This is a genomic window from Psychrobacter raelei (assembly GCF_022631235.3).
Lineage (GTDB): Bacteria > Pseudomonadota > Gammaproteobacteria > Pseudomonadales > Moraxellaceae > Psychrobacter > Psychrobacter raelei.
Window position 1 is genome coordinate 238,888 of record NZ_CP093310.2, and the last position, 23,863, is coordinate 262,750.

Here is a 23,863-nt window from a genome sequence, read left to right on the forward strand (position 1 = left end):
GGTCTTACTCATACTGGTCTTGCTCATGCGGGCCCTATTCATGCAGGCCTTATTCATGATAGGCTTCTACGTCATCCTCATCGTTAGGCTCCCAGTCCGTAGGCTGGGTCTGAGATAGCAGTGGGATACGCACACACACTTGCAGTCCGCCTTCAGGATGATTGATGGCTTCTACCGTGCCATGATGTAGCCCTGTAATGCGCTGTACGATGGCAAGACCCAGTCCGCTACCCTGAGTCGTCCGAGCCGATTCTCCACGCTCAAAGGGCTGCATAATGCGCTCTAATTGATCATTTGCTACCCCAGGGCCGCAGTCGCGCACACAAATGATTAATTGCTCCTTAGCCTTGCGTACCATACCTGGCGTGGACACTGAGGTTTCGTCATCTGGATCCACCTGTTGCGAATTAAAGGTTGGGGTAATGGTAGCGGTCAAATAAATGGGCGGCTTACCATAGCGCTGAGCGTTTACGATTAAATTAATAATAAGACGCTTGATAGACATGGGTCTGACCGCCACCTCGCGCAGTCCATCGGATTGATAGATGAATTCAAGGGGTGCAAATTGCACCATCACCTCTTTAAAAATACTGTCCAAGTTGGTTAAGCTGACCGCCTCATCGGAGCCATCTTTCATAAAGGAGATGAACTGCTCTAAAATCGCATCCATATCTTCGATATCGTAAATCAGCCCTTCTCGAAAAAACTCATCGGGCAGCATCTCAGCGGTAAGCCGCATTCGAGTCAGGGGCGTGCGCAAGTCATGTGAAATACCGGCAAGCATAATGGTGCGCTCTTTTTGAGCCTGATTTAGTGTCGTAAATAGGCGGTTAAAGGCCATGTTTACGCGGCGAATCTCAGTGGTGCCTGTATTGGTGGGTAGGGTCGTGGCGCTACCCAAACTGATATAGTTGGTCGCCGCTTGTTGTAGCTTACGCAGCGGACGGTTTAATTGACGTACCAATAATAAAATGGTCACCAATGCCAATAGCGGAATGCCCAATAAGAAGAAAATCAGCGAACTTGGGCTATACTGTGCATAAAATATAACAGGTTCACGTATCCAAAACTCCGGTGATGCTGTATCCTGAACCCAGAGCTGCGGCGTGGGTTTAAACTTAAAATAAACCACACTGTCACGGCCTAGCTGCTGGCTGATTTCTTGCTGAATAACATCGGTAAAAAACTCAACCACAGCTTTATCTGAAACATCAGGAAACTGACTGGGATCTTCAACCACCGCAATATGATTGTGGGCGAAAATCCAGCGGCTAACCTCCTCATTGTCTGCCCAATCCTGACGCGTTGCATTGACCAGCTTCAACTCAGTGGTTAGGTAACGAGCATGGTTTTTTAGCTCGGGCAAATACAAACTGCGCCAAAAAAACCAGATTGAAACCGCCACACTGACGGTCACTACCAGCATCACAGCAAGGGTGGTCTGCCAAGTGTTGGAATAAGGCTTCAGTCTAAAACGTGAGCGTATGGAACGAGAGGCTGAGTGGGTCATTGGGATATCGCTTAGTAGTTTATTGTTGGTTACAGTTTTAATTAAGGTAAAGGTTTCCAAGTCATTAGTATTCTGATATAATTATGCCCTTTTTGGTATACCTACGGAAGAGAGAACTCAAATGGTTGTTATTCGTTTAGCACGGGGCGGTGCCAAAAAACGCCCATTCTATCAAGTTGTTGTAGCTGATCAACGTCGTTCACGCGATGGCCGTTACATCGAAAACTTAGGTTTTTACAACCCACTAGCGAAAGGTCAAGAAGTTGAACTTCGTCTAGACATGGACGCTTACAATGCTTGGATCGAAAAAGGCGCACAGCCTTCAGATCGCGTTAAAGCATTGGCTAAAGGTTATAAGCCAACAACTGAAGAAGCAACTGCTTAAGACATCATTTGCCTTGCAATGGGAGTGTATCTCATTGCAACCAAGTTTTGAGTAATTGTTTTTTTATTAATTGTGGCTGAGCAAGTCTTATGACCAAACCAAACGCTGACAGTCTTATGAAAATAGGACAACTAAAAAAACCATACGGCATTAAAGGCTGGTTATGGGTTTTTAGTGAAACTGAGGAACGAGAAGCTATTTTTAGTTATTCGCCTTGGTGGATGAAAACGGCTACAGGCTTTAAACCCCTGACCGTGACTCAGTGGCGCCGACAAGGCACAGGTATTGTGGCTCAATTTGAGCAAGTCCCTGATCGCAATGTCGCCGAAACGATGAACGGGGTTAGTATTTGGATTGATAAAGACAGCTTACCTGGCACTGAAGAGGACGAGTACTACTGGTCTGATTTGGTGGGCTTAAGTGTCATTAATAAGCAAGATGAGTGCCTAGGCACAGTCAAAGAGCTGTTCGAAACTGGCGCACACCCGATTATGAAGGTAGTGCCGAGTCAAGACAGTATCGATGATGAGCCGCGCATGATTCCTTGGCACAAACAAACTGTCGATGTGGTTGATTTGGCTGCCGGACGGATGGTTGTAGATTGGGAACGTGATTTTTAAGCCCATAATTTAGATTAAGGCTTAACAATGATTCCTAGTTATTCAACGATTGTCTGTATTTTGACGCATTAATAAGATGGAGGTGACCTAATGTATTTCGCTGTCATCACCATTTTACCTGAGATGTTTACCGCGATAAGTGAGTATGGCATCACCGGTAGAGCGGTTCAAAATAAGCAAGTGGTTATCGACTGCATAAATCCTCGCGATTTTACGACAGACAATTATCGCCGTATCGATGAGCGCCCTTTTGGTGGTGGTCCGGGTATGGTGATGATGGCAGAACCTTTGGCAAAAGCCATAGCGTATGCCAAGTCGCAAGCAAGCTTACACGGCTGTATCACAGATTCAGAGCACTGTCCGGTTGTCTATCTGTCTCCGCAAGGCGATAAACTAGATGAAGCTGCAGTGGTTTCTATGCGTCATTATGAGGCTATGATTCTGTTGTGTGGTCGCTATGAAGGCATTGATGAGCGACTGTTAGCGCGTTATGTTGATATGGAGATCTCTATTGGAGATTTTGTATTGACCGGTGGTGAGCTACCTGCGATGGTATTGATGGACAGTGTCATACGCCGATTGCCCGATGTTATGGGTGATGCAAAGTCGGCTGAGCAAGACTCCTTTGTTGAAGGGTTGCTAGATTGTCCGCACTATACCAAGCCTCATGACTTTGAGGGGCTACAAGTGCCAGAGGTGTTATTATCTGGACACCATGCCAATATCGCAACGTGGCGGTTTATGCAGCAAGTTGAGCGCACCAAACAAAGGCGTCCTGACTTGTGGCAATCCTTTACCCCAAACGCCGAGCAAGCCCGCTTGCTCAAAAAAGTTAACAAAACGATGAAGTAGAGAGCCGATAGAACTTTCAATATGCTTTGTCTAAGTGCTAACTTTACTGTTTTTTATTATCCCAGATTCTAAACTAGCTGGCTAAACCCGATGATAAACCAACTTAATATCATGGCCTAAGCCGTTAGGGTTATTGGTTCAATATCAATAACAATCGAAAACCGATTTCTTATTCCTGTTTCCCCAGTCCGCTCGTATTGAGCTTAAGGGGTGATTATTATAAACGGGTGGTATGCGTGTTAGCCTATGCCGTCCCATGTGAGGAGCAATCTCATGAGTAATATACATCCATTAGTACAAGCAGTTGAAAATTCACAACTACTTGAGCGTCCTAACTTCTCTGCTGGTGATACAGTTGTTGTTCAAGTAAAAGTTCGTGAAGGTGACCGTGAGCGTCTTCAGGCTTTTGAAGGTGTGGTAATCGCTAAGCGTAACCGTGGTCTTAACTCTGCATTTACCGTTCGTAAAATCTCAAGCGGCATCGGTGTTGAGCGTGCTTTCCAATTACATTCACCAATCATTCATAGCATTGAAGTGAAGCGTCGTGGTGCTGTACGTCGTGCGAAACTTTACTACTTACGTGAGCGTTCTGGTAAATCTGCACGTATCCGTGAGAAATTATCTGCACGCGTTCAGACTAAAACTAGCGCGAACGTTCCAGAAGCAGTAGAAACTGCACCAGGCATCTAAGCTGATCCTACTTTAGGTTAAAGCATTAATTAGTTGTATACCAAAAAGAGCTAATGGCCCTTAACAGCCATTAGGAAAAAGCCCCAGTCTTAATTGATTGGGGCTTTTTCATTTGACTAGACAATTTTTATTCTATAAATCAGTGATTTAGCGATAAATAGCACTCGTATTATTTGTGCAGTTAGAATACAATAAGCTTACACATGTACTGTATGAATTTATACATCTATTCCTTTTAACATCCTAAGCGTACGGAAGATATTTTTTTATTAGTATAAGGAGATACTATGAGTAATGACTCATTGCCTAATTCAGGACACGACTCTATCACTGATGAGGGTCCTGTTTTAACCGGTACTTATGAGCAGCTGCACAAGCCCAGTTCAAGTTTCGCCAGTCGCGATGACTACCTTAATCACGAATTACAAATCATGCAGCCTAAGCGCTGGAAACCCAACTTGCCATTTCGTGATTATCGCTTTGAATTCGAAGATACCATTCCTGCTTTAGCAGCCACCATTGGTAAAGTGGTCATGGTGGGCGCCATTGCCGCGACTTTCGCCGGTGCTCTTAATTTGGGTGATGCCTTTATTCTAGAAAACGTGCGTTATGAGTTACTTATTGTCTCGTTTTTCGTGGTGCTATTCTCCGGATTTATTCTTCCTACCGCCAACTTGGCCGGTACCCATGGCCCCTTAATTCCGCTTATTCCTATTGTGGTGTTGGCAGGCGGTCACCCGATGGCCTTTGGTCTGTTAATTGGTCTGTTTGGTATCTTGCTCGCCATTAGTAAAGGGGGGAGTCTGCTGGCCAACTTGACCAGTAAAGGGGTGTGTGGCGGTCTGCTATTGTACTTGGGCTTTATTGGTACCACCTCTCAGGTGACCAAGCTGCTTAACTGGTCCAAAGACATCAATATGCCGCACATTGCCTTTGTGGTAATTTTGAGCACCATTGTGTTGTATGCGGTACTGGAAAACTACAATAAGCGCTGGCTTGCGGTTCCTTTAAGCTGCTTATTGGGTGGCGGTGTTGCTTTCTTACTGGGTGCGCCTTTTGCATTTGAGACTGCGCCAGGTATGCCACATATGAGTCCGATGTACTGGTGGGGTGAAAACACAGGATGGATGTTGGGTCTGCCCAATTTAGAGAGCTTTATGGTGGTATTGCCATTCGCGGTACTGGCAGTAGCCATGTGGTCACCTGACTTCTTGGGCCATCAGGTATTCCAAAAAATTAGCTATCCCAAGCGCACGGAGCGTGTGGTGATGAACATTGATGACACCATGACCAGTGCTTCTATCCGTCAGGTGGTGGGCTCGGTATTAGGCGGCGCAAACTTTACCTCATCTTGGGGAACTTATATTGTGCCTGCAGCAATTGCGAAGCGTCCCATCCCAGCAGGCGCTATTTTGACCGCTGTTTTTTGTGTGATCGCAGCGATTTGGGGCTATCCTATGGATTTGGCCATCTGGGAGCCTGTGATGTGTGTGGCGCTGATTGTGGGCGTATTCATTCCGCTACTTGAAGCGGGCATGGAGATGACACGTGAGGGCAAAACCACTCAATCTGCAGCCATCGTAGTATTCGCCTCTGCCTTGGTAAACCCAGCCTTTGGTTGGTCTTTAACTATGCTACTAGACAACTTAGGGCTTATTGGCTCAAAAGAGCGCAGCGCAGGCCTAAGTAAAATGAGCCGCTGGATTATTCCCGCCTTTATGTTCGTACTATTAACGGTGGTTATGGCCATGGTAGGTATGTTGCCAGGTATCCCTGCATTGATGCCAAGCTTTAGACACTAAGGCCTCACCATAAGTCTAAGCCTCACGTATAGCAAAAAGGTTGTAAAAAGCTGGCGTTATGCCAGCTTTTTTTTGTGCTTGCAATAATGCCCCAAAAGCCCCATAAATAAAGGTATCTTTAATAATTTTTGGTTTAATACGTTATGGTGACTCCGTCGTTAACGGCTCAAGCCGATGACAAGCAAGCCCGTCTAAAGCATCTGATAAAAAGACTGCCTAATTTACCAGGGGTGTATAAGATGCTGGGTAAAAACGGCGATATTTTGTATGTCGGTAAAGCCAAATCGCTTAAAAGCCGCGTCAATAGCTATTTTGCCAAAACCATTGACCACCCTAAGACCCGTGCGCTGGTGTCTCGTATTCATGACATCGAGACCATCATTACCCGCAGTGAGACTGAAGCGTTATTGCTTGAGCAAAACCTGATTAAAGAGCATCGTCCGCCTTATAACGTGCTGCTGCGTGATGACAAATCCTATCTGTATGTGTTTATCTCCGCTGACCAGCCTTATCCGCGTCTGGCTTATGGCCGCGGTAAGGCCAAGCATCAAAAGGGCAAGTTTTTTGGGCCCTTCCCCTCAGCACACGCTGCCAAAGAAACCTTGGTGCTGATGCAAAAGATGTTTCAGATGCGCCAATGTACCAATACCTTTTTTCGTCAGCGCAAACGTCCCTGCCTTGAGTATCAGATTAAACGGTGCCGCGCCCCATGCGTCGGCTTGGTGTCTGCTGAAGAGTACGCAGCCGATGTACAAAACACCATCCGCTTTTTAAAGGGGGACTCAAGCGACATTCACACCACCTTGATTGAGAAGATGGAACACTCTGCTGAAGCGCTAGACTTCGAAAAAGCAGCCTTTTATCGTGATCAACTCTCCATGCTGCGTGAAGTACAATCACGCCAAGCGGTATATACGGTGCAAGGGGAGGCCGATGTTATCTCCATTGCCAGTCAAGCAGGTATGACCTGCGTTAATGTGCTAACCGTGCGTGGCGGGCGGGTATTGGGCGGCAAAAACTACTTCCCCGATGTCGATAGCAATGAGCCGATCAATGACAACTTATCCGCCTTTATCACCTCGTTTTATTTTCAAGTTACCGATGACTTGCCAGCAGAGATTATCATTAGCCACGAGCTGCCGGATCAGATGGCACTGCAAGAGGCGCTAAGCACCCACTTTGAGGCCAAGACGGTCATCAAAACCAATGTGCGCGAGCACCGTGCAGAGTGGCTGGATTTGGCCAAACTAAATGCGCACAATGCGTTAAAGACCAAGCTTGGCGATTATCTGGAGCTGCATGCCAGATTTGCTGCGTTAAAAGAGGTGCTCGAGCCGGTCAGCCAAAGCAGCATAGACACCATAGAGTGCTTTGATATTTCACATACCATGGGTGAGGCGACCATTGCCAGCTGTGTGGTGTTCGATCAAGGCGGCGCCCGTAAACGTGATTATCGACAATACGCCATTCATGGGGTGCAAGATGGCGATGACTATGCTGCTATGGCGCAGGCGATTACCCGTCGTTATAAGAAGCATCCTTTGCCAGATGTACTGCTCATCGATGGGGGTAAGGGTCAGCTGTCTATGGCCAAAAATGTGCTTACTGAGCTTGGCCTTTTAAATGACACCTTGCTGATTGGGGTGGCCAAAGGCGAGGGACGTAAAGCGGGTCTTGAGGTGCTGCACTTTATTGAGCATGAGCCGCTCGACTTACCGATGGACTCTAAGGCGCTGCATTTAATTATGAATATTCGTGATGAGGCGCACCGCTTTGCCATCACGGCGCATCGCAAAAAACGCGATAAACGCCGCTCATCATCGGTACTTGAAGCCATTCCAGGTCTGGGAGAGAAGCGCCGCCGTGATTTACTCAACCACTTTGGCGGGCTGCAACAGCTACTGGGCGCATCGCAGCAAGAGCTTGAAGGGGTAAACGGTATTGGTAAAGTGATGGCCAACACCATTTATAAAGTGTTGCACGAGTAGACTGAGCGGCAACAAACAACAAAGCGGTAGGCTTGAGGCCTACCGCTTTGTTGTTTGTGCTGTGCTGGGATGTGATTAAGACTTACTTGCTGCTTAAACGGTGCATGATTTGATCACGCAGCCAAGCTTTTAAATTCTCTGACATATCGGCCAACTGCTCACTTAAGTAGTCATCGATATGCGCCTCAAGACCTTTGATAAACTCCTCATCAAGCTCGCCTTTGAGCGCCGCAAATTCAAAAGCGGGCGGGGTGCTGGTATCGGGGGCAGTGACGTGCTTGCTCGTTTCACCCTTATCGGTTGCTGCCGTGTCAGCTGCAACCGGGCTTTCTACCGCCGCCGCTTGCTGATACGCCTCGGTTTCAATCTCGCTCTGGTCTAGATTGCTCTGATCTAGCTTGCTTTGGTTTAAGCCTTCTTGATCCAAGTCAGAGAGGGTATCGAGGGTATCAGCTGTGCTGTCAGCAGCTAGGCTAGATTCTGAGATGGTGTCTAGTAAGCGGCTTTCGGCTAAGTTATCTGCCGAATGGTCTTGCTCAATCTGTGCTTCGGCAGCCTGCTCAGCCTGTTGCTGACTTAAAGCATGCTGCTTAGCTGCCTGTGCTTCAAACGCTAAGCGCTCAGCTTCAAGCTTTTCATATTCTAGTCTCTCGGCTTCTAGACGCTCAGCTTCTAACTGCTCTGCCTGCAGGCGAGCTGCGGCATGCTCAGCTTCGACCTCGGCATAAATGGCTTCAATATGCTCATGCAAATCCGGCACAGTAAACTCAAAGCTGTCTAAGTCGGTCTCAGCCTCTAACAGACGGACGATATCATCAAACTCTTGAAATAAGGCCTCTTTCACAGGCTGAGGCGCATTGCTCCAGCGGTGTGAAAATTGATGCGAGAACGCGACTTGTGACATGCTAACAGGTCTCCTGTTGGATTAGACAATAAGGGTAAATCAAGCCAATAAGCAGCAGGCGTGTAAAGCTACTCTGACCAGCGCCCGAAGATTAGTGTACCATTGGTACCACCAAAGCCAAAGCTATTGGACATGGTGTAATTAAGATCTGTGACAGAGCGGGCTTTGTGCGCCACATAGTCCAGACGGCACTGCTCATCGACATTATCAAGGTTAATGGTGGGCGGCACCTCTTGCTCTAATAGAGCCTTAACACTAAATACCGCTTCAATGGCACCGGCAGCGCCCAATAGATGTCCGGTCATAGACTTAGTGGAGCTGACCAAGATGCTGTCTTTACAGGCGTCAAAGACGGTCTCGATGGCTTGAGACTCAGCGATATCACCGGCTGGGGTACTGGTACCGTGCGCATTGATATAGCCAATGTCACAGGGCTTAATACCCGCATCATTGATGGCCATAACCATAGAGCGGGCAGCACCGTTACCATCGGTCGGCGGCGCAGTGATATGATGCGCATCATCGCTCATACCGAAGCCCACAAGCTCTGCTAAGATTTTAGCGCCGCGTGCTTTGGCATGGGCCAAGCTTTCTAACACCAGTACCCCTGAGCCATCACCCAATACGAAGCCATCACGGTCCTTATCAAATGGACGGCTGGCACGAGTTGGCTCATCATTGCGGGTAGACAAAGCGCCCATTGCAGCAAAGCCTGCCATACCCAGCGGGCTTGAGCCTTTTTCGCTACCGCCAGCGAGCATCACATCACAGTCGCCATAAGCGATAAGACGGGCGGCCAGACCAATGGCGTGTGAGGCTGAGGTACATGCAGTGGCAGTGGCTAAGTTTGGTCCACGTAAGTTGTGCTTAATGGCCACCATACCTGAGGCCATATTGATAATGGTGCCTGGCAAGCAAAACGGAGACACACGGCGCACGCCTTGATTGGCCAGCGCATCACGGTTGTCCTCGATAATCTGGATACCACCGATACCTGAGCCAATGATGGCACCGAAGCGATCAGGGTCTACGTTTTGCACTGGAGCAGGCTCAGCAGACAGGGTATCGATAAAGCCGGCTTGTTTTAAGGCCATACCCGCTGCCGCTACGCCGTAGTGGACGAAGCTGTCATAACGGCGTGCTTCTTTTACGGCCATATATTGGCTGACATCGAAGCCTTCAATAGTGCCGGCAAATTGTGAGCGATAAGTAGACGCATCAAAATGGGTAATGGGCTTAATACCACTTTCACCCGCAATGAGGCGCTGCCAAGTGCTGTCCACATCCAGGGCAAGAGGCGTGATGGCGCCCATGCCTGTGATTACCACACGTTGATGGTCGCTGCGCTCATAATGGGGGGCTTTTGTTGTTGGATTATTATTATTTATAGGTAGACTCATGATGGTATCGCCTTATCCTTAGCTTTGGCTTTGTTGTTTATTTATTGCCTAGTTTTTGTTTAATGTTGGTGTTTATTCACCATACACCTTTAATTTGGCCGCAAAGGCACAGTTTTTGATACGGGCAGATTGTACGACCGCATCGCTTTCGCCATAAAGACGAGAGAGCTTGGCATCACGGGCAGCATTGTTATTGCTTTTGCCCAGGCCGATATTTATGTTGGGTGAAATGCCCCAGCGTCCTGCCGATACACCGACGCCCACACCTGTGGTGGTGATGCCCGAAGCGCTGGATTTTTCATTATTAATATAAGAGTTGATTCGATTGTATTCTTGAGACAAGCTTGCACAGTCATAGTTTTGATAGGTGCTGGGCGGAATGTACTGCGGGGTGACATTGCCAGTGCTGGCACAGCCGGTTAATACCAAGGTGCCGAGCAGAGCACTTGAGGCCAGTAGCGCATTAAGAGTAAGTTTTGGCATAAGGGTTCCTAGATTTGCTGTTGGGTTCGTCGCGGGGTAACCATTGTGTTAACGGCTAACTTGTTAACGGCTAAAAAAAGTTACTCGGTTTTACGAAAGCTAAGGTAACAATACCGATATAAGCCACTAAGGCAATGAAAATGCCCGCCTTACTTTGTGCAACTGTCGCTGTGGCTCTAAAGGCCTTAATACTAGCACTTATTGCCGCAAGGAGTAATATAATTTTGGCCGCCACCCACTGTAATGGCGCCCCAGTAGACAGAAGTGGCATCACCGTGATTGCGCCTGAAATAATCAATAACGTGTAGACAATGTGAGTGGCAATTTTGCCTTTTTTATCGAAACGCTCACCTTTGGCCAACACCAAATAACTTTGCCACAAAAATAATGCAATGGTTATAAAAGCCATCAACATGTGCATGTGTTTCATAAGTTCCTCAAGCCGATGGGTATGGGACGGTATAGTTAATTAGATTTAAGCCAAAATAAAGACGCTAACCTTTGTTTTGTCCTGCACACAAGGGGCTAGCAGGTACAGATTGCTGCTCTTGTAATAAGCTATCCCACTCTTCAGGGGTATACGCATGAATCGCTAGGGCATGAATGCTGCCGCCTTGAGAGGTCATTAACTCACCGGCCTGTGCATAGATGAGCTGGTGACGTGCCACGGCTCTTTTTGACAAAAACTCAGGGCTGACTATGGTGAGTTTAAAGTGGCTTTCTTTGCCTTCAAAATAGCCGGCATGATTCATAGACTCGTTAACCAGATCAACATGCGTAGGGCTAAGTGCGTTAAGACGTTCAATAAGCTGATTATGAACTTGCAAAGTATATCTCCTAAACGATACGGCCTATAACTGTGATCATTAATTTAAGTGTGCACAGTTTTAATATGCCTATATTAGCAGTTAATGGGTCTTATACTCCAGTGTACAAGTGCAAACAAATTGCTACGAGTTTATCACTGAGGCGTTATTTGGACAAAAAAACAGCCAATGCAAGGCAGTTGGCTGTGGTTATAATAAGCGTAGCAGGGTAGATTAAGCGCTTACTTTTTGTAGTAAGGCATCACTTGGGGGATAAGCGCTTGCAAGGTAGCAATACGGCTAGAGCTTGAAGGGTGAGTGCTTAAGAATTGTGGTGGCTCGCCTTGGCTGGCTGCCTGCATTTTTTTCCATAGGCTGATGGCCGCATTTGGATCATAGCCAGCTTTGGCCATCAGCACCAGACCGATCTGATCCGCTTCTGACTCTTGGGTGCGGCTGTGCGGACGGGCAATACCTAGGTCACCGGCAATATTGGCCAGCTCAGCTTGACCTTGTGATAGGCCAAAGATACTGGCGGCAAGGCCAATGCCGGTCTGGGTAGCATATTGACTCGACATACGCTCACGGGCATGTTCACGTAAGGCGTGTGCCATTTCGTGGCCCATAATGGCGGCAATCTCAGCATCAGTCAGCTTTAGCTTATCGATAATGCCTGAGTAAAACATGATTTTACCACCGGGTAATACAAAAGCGTTCAACTCAGGTGAGTTAATAGTATGCACTTCCCACTGCCAATTTTTGGCATCACCGCGGTAAGCTTCTGCTTGTGGAATGAGCTTACGTGCAATGCTGTTTAGGCGGGCAAGCTGGGCGGCATTGGTATCGAGTACTTTTTGTTTGCTTGCTTTTTGTAGCAGCTGATTGTAACTTTGCGCTGACATTTGTAGTACTTGATCGCTTGAGACCAATAACAGCTGCTGGCGGTCACTGCCGATAAGGCCTGAATTGGTGGTTGAGCTACAGCCGGTTAATGCCATAACCGATAAAGAGGCGGCAAGGGTGCTGCGAATTAAAAAGTTTTTCATTATTATCCTCTCAATAAGGAAAGTAGTGCGCAAGCCATTAATAGCCAAGGCGCAATGAGTATCCAAGTCATCAATATTGTCGCTATAGTAACGAAATTTTATGTCTGGTAAGGTAATAAAACAGCGGTTTATTGTAAATGTAGAGTTACGGTTTGACAGAGTTTTTTGCCCTTCAACCGAAAAAATGCGATAAACCAAAAAAAAGTGTTGACACTGTACAAAATTAATCTATAATAGCCCACCTATCAAGACGCAGCAATGACTATGGTCTAAGCGACTGATTAAGCGGGAATAGCTCAGCTGGTAGAGCACGACCTTGCCAAGGTCGGGGTCGCGAGTTCGAATCTCGTTTCCCGCTCCAATTTGCTTTAATACGATTACCTATTTAGTAATACGTTGTTTTAGCCTTAAGCACACGTTTCAAATGGCCGGTATTGACAGATTCTATTTTTAATCTATAATACCTGTCTTAGCTAGTCAGCACGATCTTACCAAATGCGGGAATAGCTCAGCTGGTAGAGCACGACCTTGCCAAGGTCGGGGTCGCGAGTTCGAATCTCGTTTCCCGCTCCATATTCTAAAGAAGCCTCACTTCATAGTGAGGCTTTTTTTTGTCTTTAAAATCAGTAGATTAATAGGGAATTTTCTATCAGGTATAAAGGAATTTATTAATCATATCTTAACATTAAAAACCTTAGTCGATGGAGACGTGACCAAAACGTGACCCTTTCGTGCCCAAGTAGTAAAACTCCAACCGTAAAATTGACCCCGACCTTTCTATTTTATAGATTGGAATCAAATATTATATTAATAAAAATGTTTTTCCAAATATGACTTCATATTTTGGTAGATTAGATACGTAGCTATCAAAAAAAGCGTGACCAAAACGTGACCAGATAAATAATTTTTTTATTAAAAATCAAATAGTTATAACGTTATTGGACTTCAGTTAAAATTAACCAACTCTCCCCTTTTAATCCTCATTCGATACCTCTCCTTTATCAACTTCCTTAGAGTCTGGCTCATAAACAAATAAGTCACCTACCTGGACATCTAAAAACTCACACAATTGATTTATGGTATTGAAATCAATCCTAGAAGACTCGTCATTATATAGTTTATGAAGAGTTGATTTACTCATGCCTGTTGCTCTCACGACATCTGCTACTCGAAGCCTTTTTTCAGCAAGAATGACGGGGAAATTATTTTTGATCATAAAATTACCTCTTTTCGGGTAAAAATGCTTTACATTGGGGTAAAAAGATTGTATAGTACGTAAATAGAGTAATTATTACCATTAAACAGGTAATAATTATTCGAATAGAAGAATTTATACTTTCTTAAAGTTTAAATTCATTTTACATTCTAGCACTTAATGCAGGTATTTATTAACTGAAAAAAGGTAAAAATTATGAGTAATACATATTTAACAACAGATGAGCTTGCAGAACGTATCAAATACGATCCACGCACAATACGTAATCAACTAAAAGACAGCGTATTAATTGAAAATATTCATTACATACGTCCGTTTGGCGGTAGAAAGATTTTGTATGTTTGGGAGCGTATCGAGGAGGATATGTGCAAGCCAGTAATGAGTACTATTAATGGAATGGCTCTTCAATAATTTTAAGGAGATAAACTATGGCTACTATGAGAGCACGCTTTGGCAAGTTAGTTGTTGATTTTAGATATATGGGGGTACGCTGTAGAGAAAAGACAGCTTTTGCAGATACCCCTGCTAATCGCAAAAAACTAGATAAAATACTTAAAAAGATGGAAGCAGAAATAACGCTTGGAATATTCGATTATGCTGCCTATTTTCCTAAAAGTGAAAAAGCAGAAGAGATGCGGAAGTTATCTGATAGGTCAGAGGCTTGTATCAGTCGTAATCCAAGTTTTAGAGAATTTTCCGATATTTGGTTTGAAGAAAAGATGATTGAATGGCGGCCTTCTTATCGAAAAAAGGTCAAGATTATTCTTAATAAGTACTTGATACCCAGTTTTGGTAATAAAGCAATACACGTTATAAAGAAGCCAGACTTGATGGCCTTCCGTAGCTCTCTCGCCAAAGTTCGTTACGGTAAAGATGGCCAATCAAGTCTGTCGGTAACACGGATCAACGAGATCATGATACCTCTTCGTATGATACTAGAAGAAGCGTCAGAACGCTACGAGTTTGAGATGCCTTTTAAAAATATTAAAAATCTAAAACAGTATCGTCCAACAGTTAATCCTTTCACGTTAAATGAAGTATGGCGGATTATTAATGTTGTACGTAAAGAATTTAAGCCTTATTACACTATAAGATTCTTTACAGGAATGCGTACCAGTGAGATTGATGGACTGACATGGGATTGCGTTGATTTTCATAGAAGAGAGATTTCAATTAAACAGGCTCTTGTAGATGGAGAGCTTGGACCAACTAAGACCGTTGGATCGCAACGTGAAATCATTATGTCGCAAATTGTCTATGATGCTCTGCAAGAACAAAAAAGACGTACTTATGGTAAATCTGATTTTGTTTTTTGTAATAGTCAAGGCAATCCTCTTGAGTATCGCAATGTTAATCGAAGAGTGTGGAAGCCAACTCTTGAGTTATTAGGTCTTAAACACAGACGGGCTTATCAAACTAGACATACAGCAGCAACGCTTTGGCTTGCTGCTGGTGAAAATCCTGAATGGATAGCACGGCAAATGGGACATAGTAGTACAGAAATGTTATTTAGGGTGTATAGCCGTTATGTGCCAGATATTACCCGTCAGGATGGCTCTGCAATAGATAATTTGCTACTTGCCAGTAAGGAGAGGCTTGTCAGCCCACATACAACGAATAGCGACACAAAAGTTATAAATGGTAATCAGTTAGATAGTGACGAGATAAACTCTAATGATAATCATATATCTGGCGACATTACTGAGGTAGAAGTAAGTTTAGAATCTGAATCAGAGGAAGATGCAAAGATAGACACAATCGACACTGGATTTACAGGTTCTGATGTGACGAATAACTTTAGGCCTTTTTATTACTTAAATAGGGTTGCCACCGAACAAGATAAGTCAGTTAATTTTGACCAGAAAGGCGAGGAGCAGACCCATGAAAATAATTAATTATGATGAGCTTCTTGCAGATCACAAACCAAAAGGTTATTTCAGTGATGAAGCCAATAGGCTTGCCAATATATTGATACATGAATATTGTATTCAAAAAGATAATGGACTAGCTCGCTTTTTAGATGTGGATAGTTGTTTTGACGATCATACGGCTCTTAGGGTCTGGGTCCAAAAACAATTAGAGACTCAAGAAGATTATATAACCGATGAGCTGCTTTTAGAGTTGCAAAGTCGACTTTATCAGCTTATTCCACAGACTGACTATCGATAAGGAGAAGAGGTATGAGCTTGAAACTTATCTATAGTCCTATGACGTGTGAAGCTGTCAAACAGCTATGTTAGGATTACTGGTCTTTTGATAATAATGGCGGTTATATTGCCTATGTCAAAAAGCTATGTCAGGAATATAATGTTTCGCCTAATGAGCTTTTCGTAGCTATAAGCACTTGTCATGTTTATATTGATGATGTACGTTGCCAATACTGTGGTAGTTGCTGTCCAATAGAGGTACCTGCTGATATTCCTTATATGCGTTCAAAGACTTCTTGGTTTTGTGAGGCCTGTATTAGCTTTTCAAGAGGGCAGGTATTGGTTGGAAAATAACTAGTTGTTCGATAAAAAAGGCAGAGAGCAAAAAGCTATCTGCTTTTTTTAAGCAATATCCATTAATTCATATTGAGCCAAATATATTTAATAAATTATGTTCTTAATCTCTGCACACGACAAAAAAATTATCCCCACCCAATTTTCATAGGTTTAGGGGTTAAAAAGCTAACTAACTGTCGAAGTACAGTCTTATCATTGTTAAAAAACACCAAGCGCAGGCCCTCAATCAACACATCCAGGCCAAGCACAAACAAACTGGCTTGAGGTCGAGCGTTTGACTTCAACTTGCGTTTTAACGGCTTATCTTTGTCTTTATAAATACCGACATGATAAGCCCAACAAAATGCTAAGGCGTTCACTGCGACTAATTTACTGACCCGATCAAGATGGGTTAAGTGGGTATCTTCAAGATTAAAGCCACGCCCCTTTAAACAAGCAAATAAAGTCTCAATCTCCCAACGCTTAGCATAGCTTGTCATCGCATCCACTGTTTCTAGTTGATTGGTTGCGACAATCACTAAACCATAGTCTTTATCACGCTTGGCAAATACTCGAACCAAACAACCATCGACAGTCAGTATTCGCCCATGTCGATATGTTTCTTGATGGCTAACATGGCGCAATAACTCTTTAATCTGTACCAACTTGCCATGATGATTCTTAACTTTACTGTTCTTCTTAATCCGTATGGCAAAGGGTATGTGATTATTGGTGAGCCAGTTAAACCATTTTTCGCCAACAAACTCTCTGTCCGCTACTATCATCTCAAGGTTATCTTTGCCAAATTGTTTGATAAACCGCTCAATAAGTTCACAGCGTTCAAGATGGTTTGTATTACCTCGCTTATCTAGCATTTGCCAGTATAAGGGGATGGCTATCCCTTTATATACCACCCCTAGCATAAAGATGTTGAGGTTACTTTTACCCCATTTCCAGTTGGTGCGGTCAATGGTTAAGGTGACTTTGCCTAGCCCAAATAGTCGATATATCATTAAAGCTAATTGATCGTAGTCTATCCTCGCTTCGGCAAAAAATCGCTGTAGTCTGCGATAGTGGCTGTCGGTCTTGCCACCCTTAGGGAGGTGTCTTGCTATTTTTTTTAAGATTACTGCTTTGAGCAGTAATCAGGGCTATTATCATTAGGCTCAAACATGTGATTCTTGCCTTGTTCATACTCAGGTTTTGGGTTAAAGTTTCACTAAGTCTGTTAAAGTTTGGCATGGTCTGATTCGTCTTAAAAATCACTATTATGCCTTTGCTTTAACAGACTTTTTTGTTTTTTTTGTCGTGTGCAGAGCTATTTTTATTACTGATATAGGATCAAATATGAAAACGAATATCACGGGTTTTGGACAATTAACTAATTCTGAAATAGAAGCTTTTGAAAAGCAGTACTCTATTAATTTACCTCAAGAGTTTAGATCTTTTTTAATGAAATATAATGGGGGTAAGGTATATCCAGAAACTTTTGTATTTCATGATAAAACAGATGCTTCTAGCATAAGTTATTTTTTAGGTATAGGATTAAAAGAATACTATTATAATTTATCCTATACATTTGATATGTTTAGGGATAGGGTCCCTAATAACTTATTTCCTATAGCTAGAGATCCAGGTGGTAACTTAATCCTAGTAGGTTTATCAGGAAAAGAGTTAGGAAAAATATATTTTTGGGATCATGAGTTTGAAGCAGATGGCAATAAACCAGATATGTCAAATGTTCATTATTTATCTTCAAGTCTTGATACGTTTTTAAATGAGCTATACGAATACGGCGATCATGAAATAGAAGACGACTAAAGTCTTGTATTTATTTGACTGAAACTTTAAAGAATAGTATTAGATAAAAGATCCATATATTACTAGAAGAGTTTTTTAAGGAATAAGGTGCTCCCCAATGTCTAGACCAAATTATCATAAAATTAAGATAGAATTGGGTTGATAAAACGATTCATTATCCGAACTATTGTTAGCCAGATAAACCTGTGCAGGAGTATGGTAATCGAGCGACTGATGTAAACGCTCATGATTGTAAAACTCGAAATACTCTTTCAAACCTGCTCTTGCCTGACTGACTGTCTCAAACTGTCGCAAATACACGCATTCATACTTCACTGACCGCCAAAGCCTTTCCACAAAGATATTATCCAGTGCCCTACCGCGACCATCCATACTGATGGCAATACCCTGCTCAATGAGCGGTCTAGTAAATCTTGGGCTGGTAAACTGAGAGCCTTGATCCGTATTAAAAATCTCACAGCGTAACCCATTGTGCAGTAAACTACTCACCGTATCCACGCAGAAATCCGCCTCAAGCGTGGTAGATAGCGACCAGTCTAGAACATAACGACTGTACCAATCTATTACCGCCATCAAATACACGAATCCCTTGGCTAAGCGAATATAGGTGATATCAGTACTCCATACTTGATTACAACGGCTAATCGGTACATGCCTAAGCAAATACGGGTAAACTTGATGCTCAGGGTGAGGCTTACTCGTGTTAGGATGCTGATAAATAGCGTCTAGCCCCATTTGCCGTAGTAAGCGCCTAACTCGCTTTTCTCCCACTTGATAGCCTAGTTGCCTCAAATACGCTGTCATGCGTTTAACCCCATAAAATGGGGTCTTGGTGTACTGCTGGTCAAGCAAGTTCATCAGGGTAATATCAAGCTCGCTGATGGGCTTTGGCTGATAGTACAGACTTGAGCGGTTGATACCGAGTAATTCACATTGCTTACGAACACTAAAATCCTTGTTATCAGGTTCTAGCAGTTGTTTACGAGTGCTCAGGGTAGCTGTAAGGACTTTTTTTTAAGCCAGTCTCTTTCGCTTATAACTTGCCCTAGCTGCCTATGTAGTTCATCGATAATAGCTTGCTGGGCTTGTTCGTTGGCTTGCTGTTTGGTATTGAATGCAGTAGGGATAACTGCCAAAGCCTGCTTTTTCCAGTTGCTGATTTGGGTTGCATGAACCCCATATTCTGCGGTTAACTCGTTGAGGGTCTTGTGTTCTTTGATGGCTTCAACGGCGACTTTGCTTTTAAATTCAGCATTGTGACGCTTACGTACTTTCGTCATTAGATAGACCTCTTTTTCTAAAGGATATTCTATCTTATTTGCTACAATTTTTTGGTCTAGTTTTCCGGGAGTATTATATGTCTAATGTCAGCCTACTTTTTGAACCACCACCGAATTTTTTAATATCTTCACTGACTTTCTGACATAATAGCTCAAGGTCTTTTATCTGTCGGATTTTTTTTATTAAATTTTCTGTATATTTTTCTTCATCCGTTTCTTCATCAGAATAAAAGTTTATAAACTCTAATATTTCATTATCAAACGGAATGTCTTGTAATGTTTGTAGCCATTCTTTTGTTTCATCATCGACCGCTTCTTTAATTGCTTGTTCAAGACAATAGTTAATCAACTGTTTTGCAGAATCATCCACAAACTTTACTGATTCTAGCCATTGATTTTCTGGACTGTCATTATTCACTTTATAACTGCATTCATCTATAATTTTTGATATTTCGTATCTAGGTCTATTTTCTATTTTTAATGAGTCTAAAACATTCATAAGACTTTCAAAACTCTTGAATGGTCGATAACCTTGAGGCATTACAGCTCGTTTTTCCCATAACTTCAATATCGTATCAAAACATTCTTTTTTAGCCTCATTGCAACCATTTTCTGCTAATAGCGTAAGCATCTGACCATCCCATCTTTTTTTCTATTAAAAAATGCGAGATAGTGTCCATGAACAAATAATCGTGGACACTAACATGACAACACAATCTCCTAATACACCCAAACGAAGAACTTACAGCGCTGAGTTTAAAGCGCTTTTAGTAAAAGAAGCGACAGACTCAGGTCGATCAATTGCCAGTATCGCTCGAGAGCATGGCATTAACCAAAACCTTCTACATAACTGGAAACGCCAGTATCAGCGGGCACATGCTCAAGCTGACACATTACCTGGCGCTATAAACAGGTCTCATGATCCAAAGCCGCACTTTATTCCAATTCATCTTGAGCCTGAAGGTGCGCATCTAGGCTCAGCCTCCGTCATACAAAACATCAAACTGCAAATCACAGCTCGAGCATCTGGAGGTATAAGCCTCAACATTGCCCAAATAGACACTCAAAGCTTGATTGACCTACTACGAGGACTGCAATGATACCCATCACTCACATCTGGCTATCCACCACGCCTATGGACATGCGATGTGGTAGTGGCAAACTACTGGCCTACATCCTCACCGAGCACCAAAGCATTCGCCCTCACTGTGCCTACCTGTTTTACAACAAAGCAGGCACACGCCTAAAAGTATTCATTCATGATGGGCTTGGCGTATGGCTTTGTAGCCGTCAGCTTGATGACAATAAATTTCATGGCTTAACCAAACAGCTTGCCACCACTCAAACTGGCATCAGCATCAACCGTGAACAATTTAATGCCTTAATCAGTGGACTGCCTTGGCGTAACATGGGCAAAGATAAATTAACCCCCATCCTATAAATAGCAGATGACAGGCAAATAAAACTCTGGCAACATATCGCCATGACTGTTGCCAACTTATCCGACTTATCAAAAGACCCCATTTACGCCGAGCTTTTGGTGAAAATCCACCTGCTTGAACAGCGTAATGAGCACCTGCAGCAACAAATTGATCAAACAAACACAAGTCACGATCAACTACAGCAGCTTTTTAACCAAGTGGTTGAGGAAAACCACAAGCTATATGAACAAGTGCTTGAACTCATCGAAAAACAAAAGCGGCTTATTCACCGGCTCTATGGACAAAAAAGCGAAGGCATCACTGCCAGACAAACCCACTTAAACTATGAGGCGGCGCAAGAGGACTTAGCGCAGCTTGAACAAATCCGAGATGACTACCTTAGCGGCTTAAGCCAAGATGAGCTTGCCAAGCTGCCTGCGGTTGATCGTACTGAGGCAGAAACCCTCATCGATGAGGCTGAGCTTAAAGCCGGCAAAGAGATCACAGATGAGCTGCCAGCTTCAGCTACTGATCAGCCTAAAAAAACAAAGCGTGCCAAATACACAGTGATTCCTGACAACCTTGAGGTCAAAACCTTGGTTCATGAACCACTCACCACCGTTTGTGACTGCGGCTGTCAAATGAAGCGAATTGGGGAGGATAAACAAGACAAACTTGGCATTATCCCTAAGCAGTTTTATATTGAGCGTCACATCTACCCTAAATGGGTATGCCGTGAGTGTGACATCATTCATCAAGCGGCTACCCCCAAGCAGATTATTAACAAAAGCATCGCCACCCCAGAGCTGCTTGCACACATCCTTATTAGCAAATATGCAGACCATCAGCCCCTATATCGGCAGAATATTATCTATCAGCGAAGTGGGGTAAATATCCCCGATGCTACTATGGCAGACTGGGTAGGACGCTGCGGCGTTGCCCTTGAGCCTTTAGTCAGTCGCTTGCACGCGCTATTACTGTCTGAGCCTATCTTACATGCCGATGAAACCCCGGTATCTATCATGAAGAACCATGTAAAGGTAGGTGGTAAATCATTAAAAAAAGGCTATGTCTGGGCGTATCTTACGCCACAGCACAGCTCCTTAAAAGCGGTGGTCTATGACTTTGCTGAAAGTCGTCGTAATGAGCACCCTAAAGCCTTTTTAGATAAGTGGCGCGGTAAGCTGGTTTGCGATGATTACAGCGGGTATAAGTTCTTATTTCATCAAGGTGTGACAGAAATCGGTTGTCTGGCCCATGCACGGCGTAAATTTCATGAACTGCATATCACTGGGCAAAGTATCGTGAGCATTGAGGCATTAACGTTATTTAGGCAGTTGTATGCTGTTGAACGTGAGATTGATGAGCGATTTGAAAAAAATACACCCCCAATACCAAGAGATCCCCAAATAGTTCGGCAAATCAGGCAAAAAAAAGCCAAACCGATTGCCGATAAGCTGCACCAATGGTTACAAGAAAAAAGGCAGTTAACCACTAAAAATGCCAGTATTAGTAAGGCGATGGATTATTGCCTGAAACGTTGGCAGGCGCTGACTCTGTATCTAGATGATGGCAGGCTGCCGATTGATAATAATTGGGCGGAGAATCAGATGCGTCCATGGGCACTTGGGCGTAAAAACTGGTTGTTTGCCGGTTCGCTGCGAAGCGGGCAGCGGGCTGCGAATATTATGTCCATCATTCAGTCAGCTCGCTTAAATGGCTTGGATGTGTCTGCTTATTTGACAGACGTGCTAAGACGCCTGCCTACTCAAGAGAGTCTGGATGAGTTGTTGCCTCATCGCTGGGTGCCACCGCAATAGGGGTTGGTCGGATGCTTACCTTGTATGGTGTAAATAAACATTACTAATTTTGAAGCTGTTATTTCTTATTGTTAGCAATATTTCTTCTCGTAAATTTTTTTTACATTATCCATATTATTGATTTGTATTAATTTTTTTAAATAAAACCATAGAGTTGTTAATGATTAATTGAACTTTGATATATAACCTGTATTATATTATTAGGCGGTAAGGTGAGTTTAACACTCTAGCAGCCTAGACGGATATTACTAATAAGTACAATAATCTTTATTGACAAACTAATAATTGCAATTGTTAAGTTTTGTTATTCGAAATATGTAAGGTTTTATGCTTAGACCCGAAGCCTAATTCAGTTTAATAAACTGAAGTTGAATAGCTTAAATAATTAATAGGTAAGTTTATGATATTTAAAACCCTACTAATACCAAGTGTATTAATCACAATGTTAGCAACAGGCTGCCAATCTACAGCTTTTATGGCTTCAGCGGATAACCCTATAGGAAGTATAGCAAGTACACCTGTGTCAACGACGGATGGCGTTCGTCAAGTCGACACGGCTCGCTGGACTAAAACGGGTCAAGTATTTACGACTCCTGATGATAGTGCATTAGCCGCTAATGAGAGTCGTATTGTTATATTTCGCACGCCTACAGGTGTGTCCGAAGCCACCTCAATAGATGCCGCTGGCGCTATAGATTTTGAAGACAGTGTCGTTGTTGGTATAGAGAATTATTTTCAAACGTCGTTACAGGCGGGGCACTACTCACAGATTAAGGTTTGTACTGGCCAAAATGTGTTAAGTGCTGAGCTTACAGACCAAAAAAACAATCACTTGGCGAATCAAAGCCTCATTGTAAGTCTACAGCCTAAGCGCACTTATTATTATCAAGTCAGTCATGTAGAAAGAGGAGTTACGCCAGTAATTAGAGCGGTTAATACCTCTGAAGCCATAGAGTTACTTAAAGGCTCTATTGAGCAAACGCATCAAATCAGCCGAGTTGTCACTGATAACTGTATGCAACCACCCACTCAAACCATTACAACTCATCCAGTGACCACACCTGTAATGGAGACTCAGAAACCGATGAATCTTGATGTGCTATTTGATTTTGATAGTGCTCAGATAAAAGGAAAATATCAACAAAAAATACAACTGCTTGGGGAGTATATGCAGGCCAACCCAGAGGCTACTGTACATTTAGAGAGTCATACCGATAGTAAAGGAGCAGCTGGTTATAACTTGAAATTATCCTCTTAATAAAACTATTTTAATCACTTCACTTTTATCTAATGTAATTAGTGAGATACAAAAATACTTAATGTCCCTTACTACACA

The 23,863-nt window shown here is 43.5% G+C and carries 24 protein-coding genes, 2 tRNA genes and 1 pseudogene; 16 read left to right on the top strand and 11 right to left on the bottom strand.

The genetic code is table 11. The features are described from left to right. Positions 1 to 49: 49 nt before the first annotated feature. Positions 50 to 1,510: an ATP-binding protein gene (locus MN210_RS01035; protein WP_110815956.1), complete on the bottom strand. Its 1,461-nt coding sequence runs from the start codon at positions 1,508 to 1,510 to the stop codon at positions 50 to 52. A gap of 121 nt (positions 1,511 to 1,631) precedes the next feature. On the opposite strand from MN210_RS01035, the gene rpsP reads away from it, so the two are divergent. The 6 genes from rpsP to uvrC all read left to right on the top strand — a co-directional run bounded on the left by rpsP (position 1,632) and on the right by uvrC (position 7,847). Then, positions 1,632 to 1,895 (top strand): 30S ribosomal protein S16, encoded by a 264-nt coding sequence (gene rpsP / locus MN210_RS01040; protein ID WP_011959493.1) that lies wholly within the window; start codon positions 1,632 to 1,634, stop codon positions 1,893 to 1,895. An 89-nt stretch (positions 1,896 to 1,984) separates the two neighbouring features. Next, positions 1,985 to 2,515 (top strand): ribosome maturation factor RimM, encoded by a 531-nt coding sequence (gene rimM / locus MN210_RS01045; protein WP_110815957.1) that lies wholly within the window; start codon positions 1,985 to 1,987, stop codon positions 2,513 to 2,515. Positions 2,516 to 2,605: 90 nt separating this feature from the next. Next, positions 2,606 to 3,367: a tRNA (guanosine(37)-N1)-methyltransferase TrmD gene (gene trmD / locus MN210_RS01050; protein ID WP_011959495.1), complete on the top strand. Its 762-nt coding sequence runs from the start codon at positions 2,606 to 2,608 to the stop codon at positions 3,365 to 3,367. A gap of 273 nt (positions 3,368 to 3,640) precedes the next feature. Continuing rightward, the gene (rplS, locus tag MN210_RS01055) at positions 3,641 to 4,057 is read left to right on the top strand and encodes a 50S ribosomal protein L19 (protein ID WP_241878927.1); all 417 of its coding nucleotides are present in this window, start codon (positions 3,641 to 3,643) and stop codon (positions 4,055 to 4,057) included. Between the two features lie 287 nt (positions 4,058 to 4,344). Beyond that, positions 4,345 to 5,859, top strand: coding sequence for a DUF3360 family protein (locus tag MN210_RS01060; protein ID WP_011959497.1), 1,515 nt, complete (start codon positions 4,345 to 4,347; stop codon positions 5,857 to 5,859). Between the two features lie 143 nt (positions 5,860 to 6,002). Next, complete coding sequence (uvrC, locus tag MN210_RS01065) at positions 6,003 to 7,847, top strand: excinuclease ABC subunit UvrC (RefSeq protein ID WP_110815958.1); 1,845 nt, start codon at positions 6,003 to 6,005, stop codon at positions 7,845 to 7,847. Between the two features lie 82 nt (positions 7,848 to 7,929). Here the strand turns inward: uvrC and MN210_RS01070 are convergent, their stop codons facing one another. The 6 genes from MN210_RS01070 to MN210_RS01095 all read right to left on the bottom strand — a co-directional run bounded on the left by MN210_RS01070 (position 7,930) and on the right by MN210_RS01095 (position 12,486). Beyond that, positions 7,930 to 8,751, bottom strand: coding sequence for a hypothetical protein (locus MN210_RS01070; protein ID WP_241878929.1), 822 nt, complete (start codon positions 8,749 to 8,751; stop codon positions 7,930 to 7,932). Positions 8,752 to 8,819: 68 nt separating this feature from the next. Next, on the bottom strand, positions 8,820 to 10,151 hold the full coding sequence (gene fabF / locus MN210_RS01075) for a beta-ketoacyl-ACP synthase II (protein ID WP_338412400.1): 1,332 nt from the start codon (positions 10,149 to 10,151) through the stop codon (positions 8,820 to 8,822). A 72-nt stretch (positions 10,152 to 10,223) separates the two neighbouring features. Continuing rightward, positions 10,224 to 10,634, bottom strand: a complete 411-nt coding sequence (locus MN210_RS01080; protein ID WP_110815960.1) for a hypothetical protein — start codon at positions 10,632 to 10,634, stop codon at positions 10,224 to 10,226. Positions 10,635 to 10,704: 70 nt separating this feature from the next. Then, entirely contained in the window at positions 10,705 to 11,064 is a 360-nt protein-coding gene (locus MN210_RS01085; RefSeq protein ID WP_338412401.1) for a SirB2 family protein, read from the bottom strand. 64 nt (positions 11,065 to 11,128) lie between these two features. Then, a complete protein-coding gene (locus tag MN210_RS01090) occupies positions 11,129 to 11,461 on the bottom strand; it encodes a BolA family protein (RefSeq protein ID WP_241878932.1) in 333 nt (110 codons plus the stop codon). A 221-nt stretch (positions 11,462 to 11,682) separates the two neighbouring features. Next, on the bottom strand, positions 11,683 to 12,486 hold the full coding sequence (locus MN210_RS01095) for a M48 family metallopeptidase (RefSeq protein WP_110815962.1): 804 nt from the start codon (positions 12,484 to 12,486) through the stop codon (positions 11,683 to 11,685). Between the two features lie 285 nt (positions 12,487 to 12,771). On the opposite strand from MN210_RS01095, the gene MN210_RS01100 reads away from it, so the two are divergent. Beyond that, a tRNA-Gly gene (locus MN210_RS01100) sits at positions 12,772 to 12,847 on the top strand. A 136-nt stretch (positions 12,848 to 12,983) separates the two neighbouring features. Further along, a tRNA-Gly gene (locus MN210_RS01105) sits at positions 12,984 to 13,059 on the top strand. 400 nt (positions 13,060 to 13,459) lie between these two features. On the opposite strand, the gene MN210_RS01110 is transcribed toward MN210_RS01105, so the two are convergent. Further along, positions 13,460 to 13,702, bottom strand: a complete 243-nt coding sequence (locus tag MN210_RS01110) for a helix-turn-helix domain-containing protein (RefSeq protein WP_028859327.1) — start codon at positions 13,700 to 13,702, stop codon at positions 13,460 to 13,462. A gap of 195 nt (positions 13,703 to 13,897) precedes the next feature. On the opposite strand from MN210_RS01110, the gene MN210_RS01115 reads away from it, so the two are divergent. The 3 genes and pseudogenes from MN210_RS01115 to MN210_RS01125 all read left to right on the top strand — a co-directional run bounded on the left by MN210_RS01115 (position 13,898) and on the right by MN210_RS01125 (position 15,871). Further along, on the top strand, positions 13,898 to 14,113 hold the full coding sequence (locus MN210_RS01115) for a hypothetical protein (RefSeq protein ID WP_028859326.1): 216 nt from the start codon (positions 13,898 to 13,900) through the stop codon (positions 14,111 to 14,113). Between the two features lie 17 nt (positions 14,114 to 14,130). Beyond that, a pseudogene (locus tag MN210_RS01120) lies at positions 14,131 to 15,279 on the top strand (Arm DNA-binding domain-containing protein); the annotation flags it as partial. A gap of 304 nt (positions 15,280 to 15,583) precedes the next feature. After that, on the top strand, positions 15,584 to 15,871 hold the full coding sequence (locus MN210_RS01125) for a hypothetical protein (RefSeq protein WP_028859325.1): 288 nt from the start codon (positions 15,584 to 15,586) through the stop codon (positions 15,869 to 15,871). A 460-nt stretch (positions 15,872 to 16,331) separates the two neighbouring features. On the opposite strand, the gene MN210_RS01130 is transcribed toward MN210_RS01125, so the two are convergent. Continuing rightward, entirely contained in the window at positions 16,332 to 17,327 is a 996-nt protein-coding gene (locus tag MN210_RS01130; RefSeq protein ID WP_338412830.1) for an IS4 family transposase, read from the bottom strand. Between the two features lie 205 nt (positions 17,328 to 17,532). Between MN210_RS01130 and MN210_RS01135 the strand changes: the two genes are divergently transcribed. Beyond that, on the top strand, positions 17,533 to 18,006 hold the full coding sequence (locus tag MN210_RS01135; protein WP_028859983.1) for an SMI1/KNR4 family protein: 474 nt from the start codon (positions 17,533 to 17,535) through the stop codon (positions 18,004 to 18,006). Positions 18,007 to 18,120: 114 nt separating this feature from the next. On the opposite strand, the gene MN210_RS01140 is transcribed toward MN210_RS01135, so the two are convergent. Both MN210_RS01140 and MN210_RS01145 read right to left on the bottom strand, forming a co-directional pair. Continuing rightward, positions 18,121 to 19,286, bottom strand: a protein-coding gene (locus MN210_RS01140) for an IS3-like element ISPpy1 family transposase (RefSeq protein WP_115342982.1) whose coding sequence is annotated in 2 segments (ribosomal slippage) — positions 18,121 to 19,013 and positions 19,013 to 19,286 — 1,167 coding nt in all. Because the reading frame shifts where the segments join, the coding sequence is not laid out codon by codon here. A gap of 73 nt (positions 19,287 to 19,359) precedes the next feature. After that, on the bottom strand, positions 19,360 to 19,917 hold the full coding sequence (locus tag MN210_RS01145) for a hypothetical protein (RefSeq protein WP_115342992.1): 558 nt from the start codon (positions 19,915 to 19,917) through the stop codon (positions 19,360 to 19,362). A gap of 73 nt (positions 19,918 to 19,990) precedes the next feature. Here MN210_RS01145 and tnpA point away from each other — a divergent pair, with 73 nt between their 5' ends. The 4 genes from tnpA to MN210_RS01165 all read left to right on the top strand — a co-directional run bounded on the left by tnpA (position 19,991) and on the right by MN210_RS01165 (position 23,785). Next, on the top strand, positions 19,991 to 20,386 hold the full coding sequence (gene tnpA / locus MN210_RS01150; protein ID WP_172462162.1) for an IS66-like element accessory protein TnpA: 396 nt from the start codon (positions 19,991 to 19,993) through the stop codon (positions 20,384 to 20,386). Further along, on the top strand, positions 20,383 to 20,727 hold the full coding sequence (gene tnpB / locus MN210_RS01155; protein ID WP_115342990.1) for an IS66 family insertion sequence element accessory protein TnpB: 345 nt from the start codon (positions 20,383 to 20,385) through the stop codon (positions 20,725 to 20,727). Before tnpA ends, tnpB begins: the two co-directional genes overlap by 4 nt. A gap of 42 nt (positions 20,728 to 20,769) precedes the next feature. After that, the gene (gene tnpC / locus MN210_RS01160) at positions 20,770 to 22,527 is read left to right on the top strand and encodes an IS66 family transposase (RefSeq protein WP_338412402.1); all 1,758 of its coding nucleotides are present in this window, start codon (positions 20,770 to 20,772) and stop codon (positions 22,525 to 22,527) included. A 520-nt stretch (positions 22,528 to 23,047) separates the two neighbouring features. Further along, positions 23,048 to 23,785 (top strand): OmpA family protein, encoded by a 738-nt coding sequence (locus tag MN210_RS01165; RefSeq protein ID WP_338412403.1) that lies wholly within the window; start codon positions 23,048 to 23,050, stop codon positions 23,783 to 23,785. Positions 23,786 to 23,863: the final 78 nt, after the last annotated feature.

Excerpts from the sequence above, each read along its gene's own strand:
- rpsP (WP_011959493.1), top strand. The coding sequence starts at position 1,632 with ATGGTTGTTATTCGTTTAGCACGGGGCGGTGCCAAAAAACGCCCATTC.
- MN210_RS01085 (WP_338412401.1), bottom strand. The coding sequence starts at position 11,064 with ATGAAACACATGCACATGTTGATGGCTTTTATAACCATTGCATTATTT.
- MN210_RS01125 (WP_028859325.1), top strand. The coding sequence starts at position 15,584 with ATGAAAATAATTAATTATGATGAGCTTCTTGCAGATCACAAACCAAAA.
- MN210_RS01060 (WP_011959497.1), top strand. The coding sequence starts at position 4,345 with ATGAGTAATGACTCATTGCCTAATTCAGGACACGACTCTATCACTGAT.
- MN210_RS01115 (WP_028859326.1), top strand. The coding sequence starts at position 13,898 with ATGAGTAATACATATTTAACAACAGATGAGCTTGCAGAACGTATCAAA.
- tnpC (WP_338412402.1), top strand. The coding sequence starts at position 20,770 with ATGACTGTTGCCAACTTATCCGACTTATCAAAAGACCCCATTTACGCC.
- tnpB (WP_115342990.1), top strand. The coding sequence starts at position 20,383 with ATGATACCCATCACTCACATCTGGCTATCCACCACGCCTATGGACATG.
- MN210_RS01110 (WP_028859327.1), bottom strand. The coding sequence starts at position 13,702 with ATGATCAAAAATAATTTCCCCGTCATTCTTGCTGAAAAAAGGCTTCGA.
- MN210_RS01135 (WP_028859983.1), top strand. The coding sequence starts at position 17,533 with ATGAAAACGAATATCACGGGTTTTGGACAATTAACTAATTCTGAAATA.
- MN210_RS01095 (WP_110815962.1), bottom strand. The coding sequence starts at position 12,486 with ATGAAAAACTTTTTAATTCGCAGCACCCTTGCCGCCTCTTTATCGGTT.
- uvrC (WP_110815958.1), top strand. The coding sequence starts at position 6,003 with ATGGTGACTCCGTCGTTAACGGCTCAAGCCGATGACAAGCAAGCCCGT.
- MN210_RS01070 (WP_241878929.1), bottom strand. The coding sequence starts at position 8,751 with ATGTCACAAGTCGCGTTCTCGCATCAATTTTCACACCGCTGGAGCAAT.
- trmD (WP_011959495.1), top strand. The coding sequence starts at position 2,606 with ATGTATTTCGCTGTCATCACCATTTTACCTGAGATGTTTACCGCGATA.
- MN210_RS01145 (WP_115342992.1), bottom strand. The coding sequence starts at position 19,917 with ATGCTTACGCTATTAGCAGAAAATGGTTGCAATGAGGCTAAAAAAGAA.
- tnpA (WP_172462162.1), top strand. The coding sequence starts at position 19,991 with ATGACAACACAATCTCCTAATACACCCAAACGAAGAACTTACAGCGCT.
- MN210_RS01080 (WP_110815960.1), bottom strand. The coding sequence starts at position 10,634 with ATGCCAAAACTTACTCTTAATGCGCTACTGGCCTCAAGTGCTCTGCTC.
- rimM (WP_110815957.1), top strand. The coding sequence starts at position 1,985 with ATGACCAAACCAAACGCTGACAGTCTTATGAAAATAGGACAACTAAAA.
- rplS (WP_241878927.1), top strand. The coding sequence starts at position 3,641 with ATGAGTAATATACATCCATTAGTACAAGCAGTTGAAAATTCACAACTA.
- MN210_RS01035 (WP_110815956.1), bottom strand. The coding sequence starts at position 1,510 with ATGACCCACTCAGCCTCTCGTTCCATACGCTCACGTTTTAGACTGAAG.
- fabF (WP_338412400.1), bottom strand. The coding sequence starts at position 10,151 with ATGAGTCTACCTATAAATAATAATAATCCAACAACAAAAGCCCCCCAT.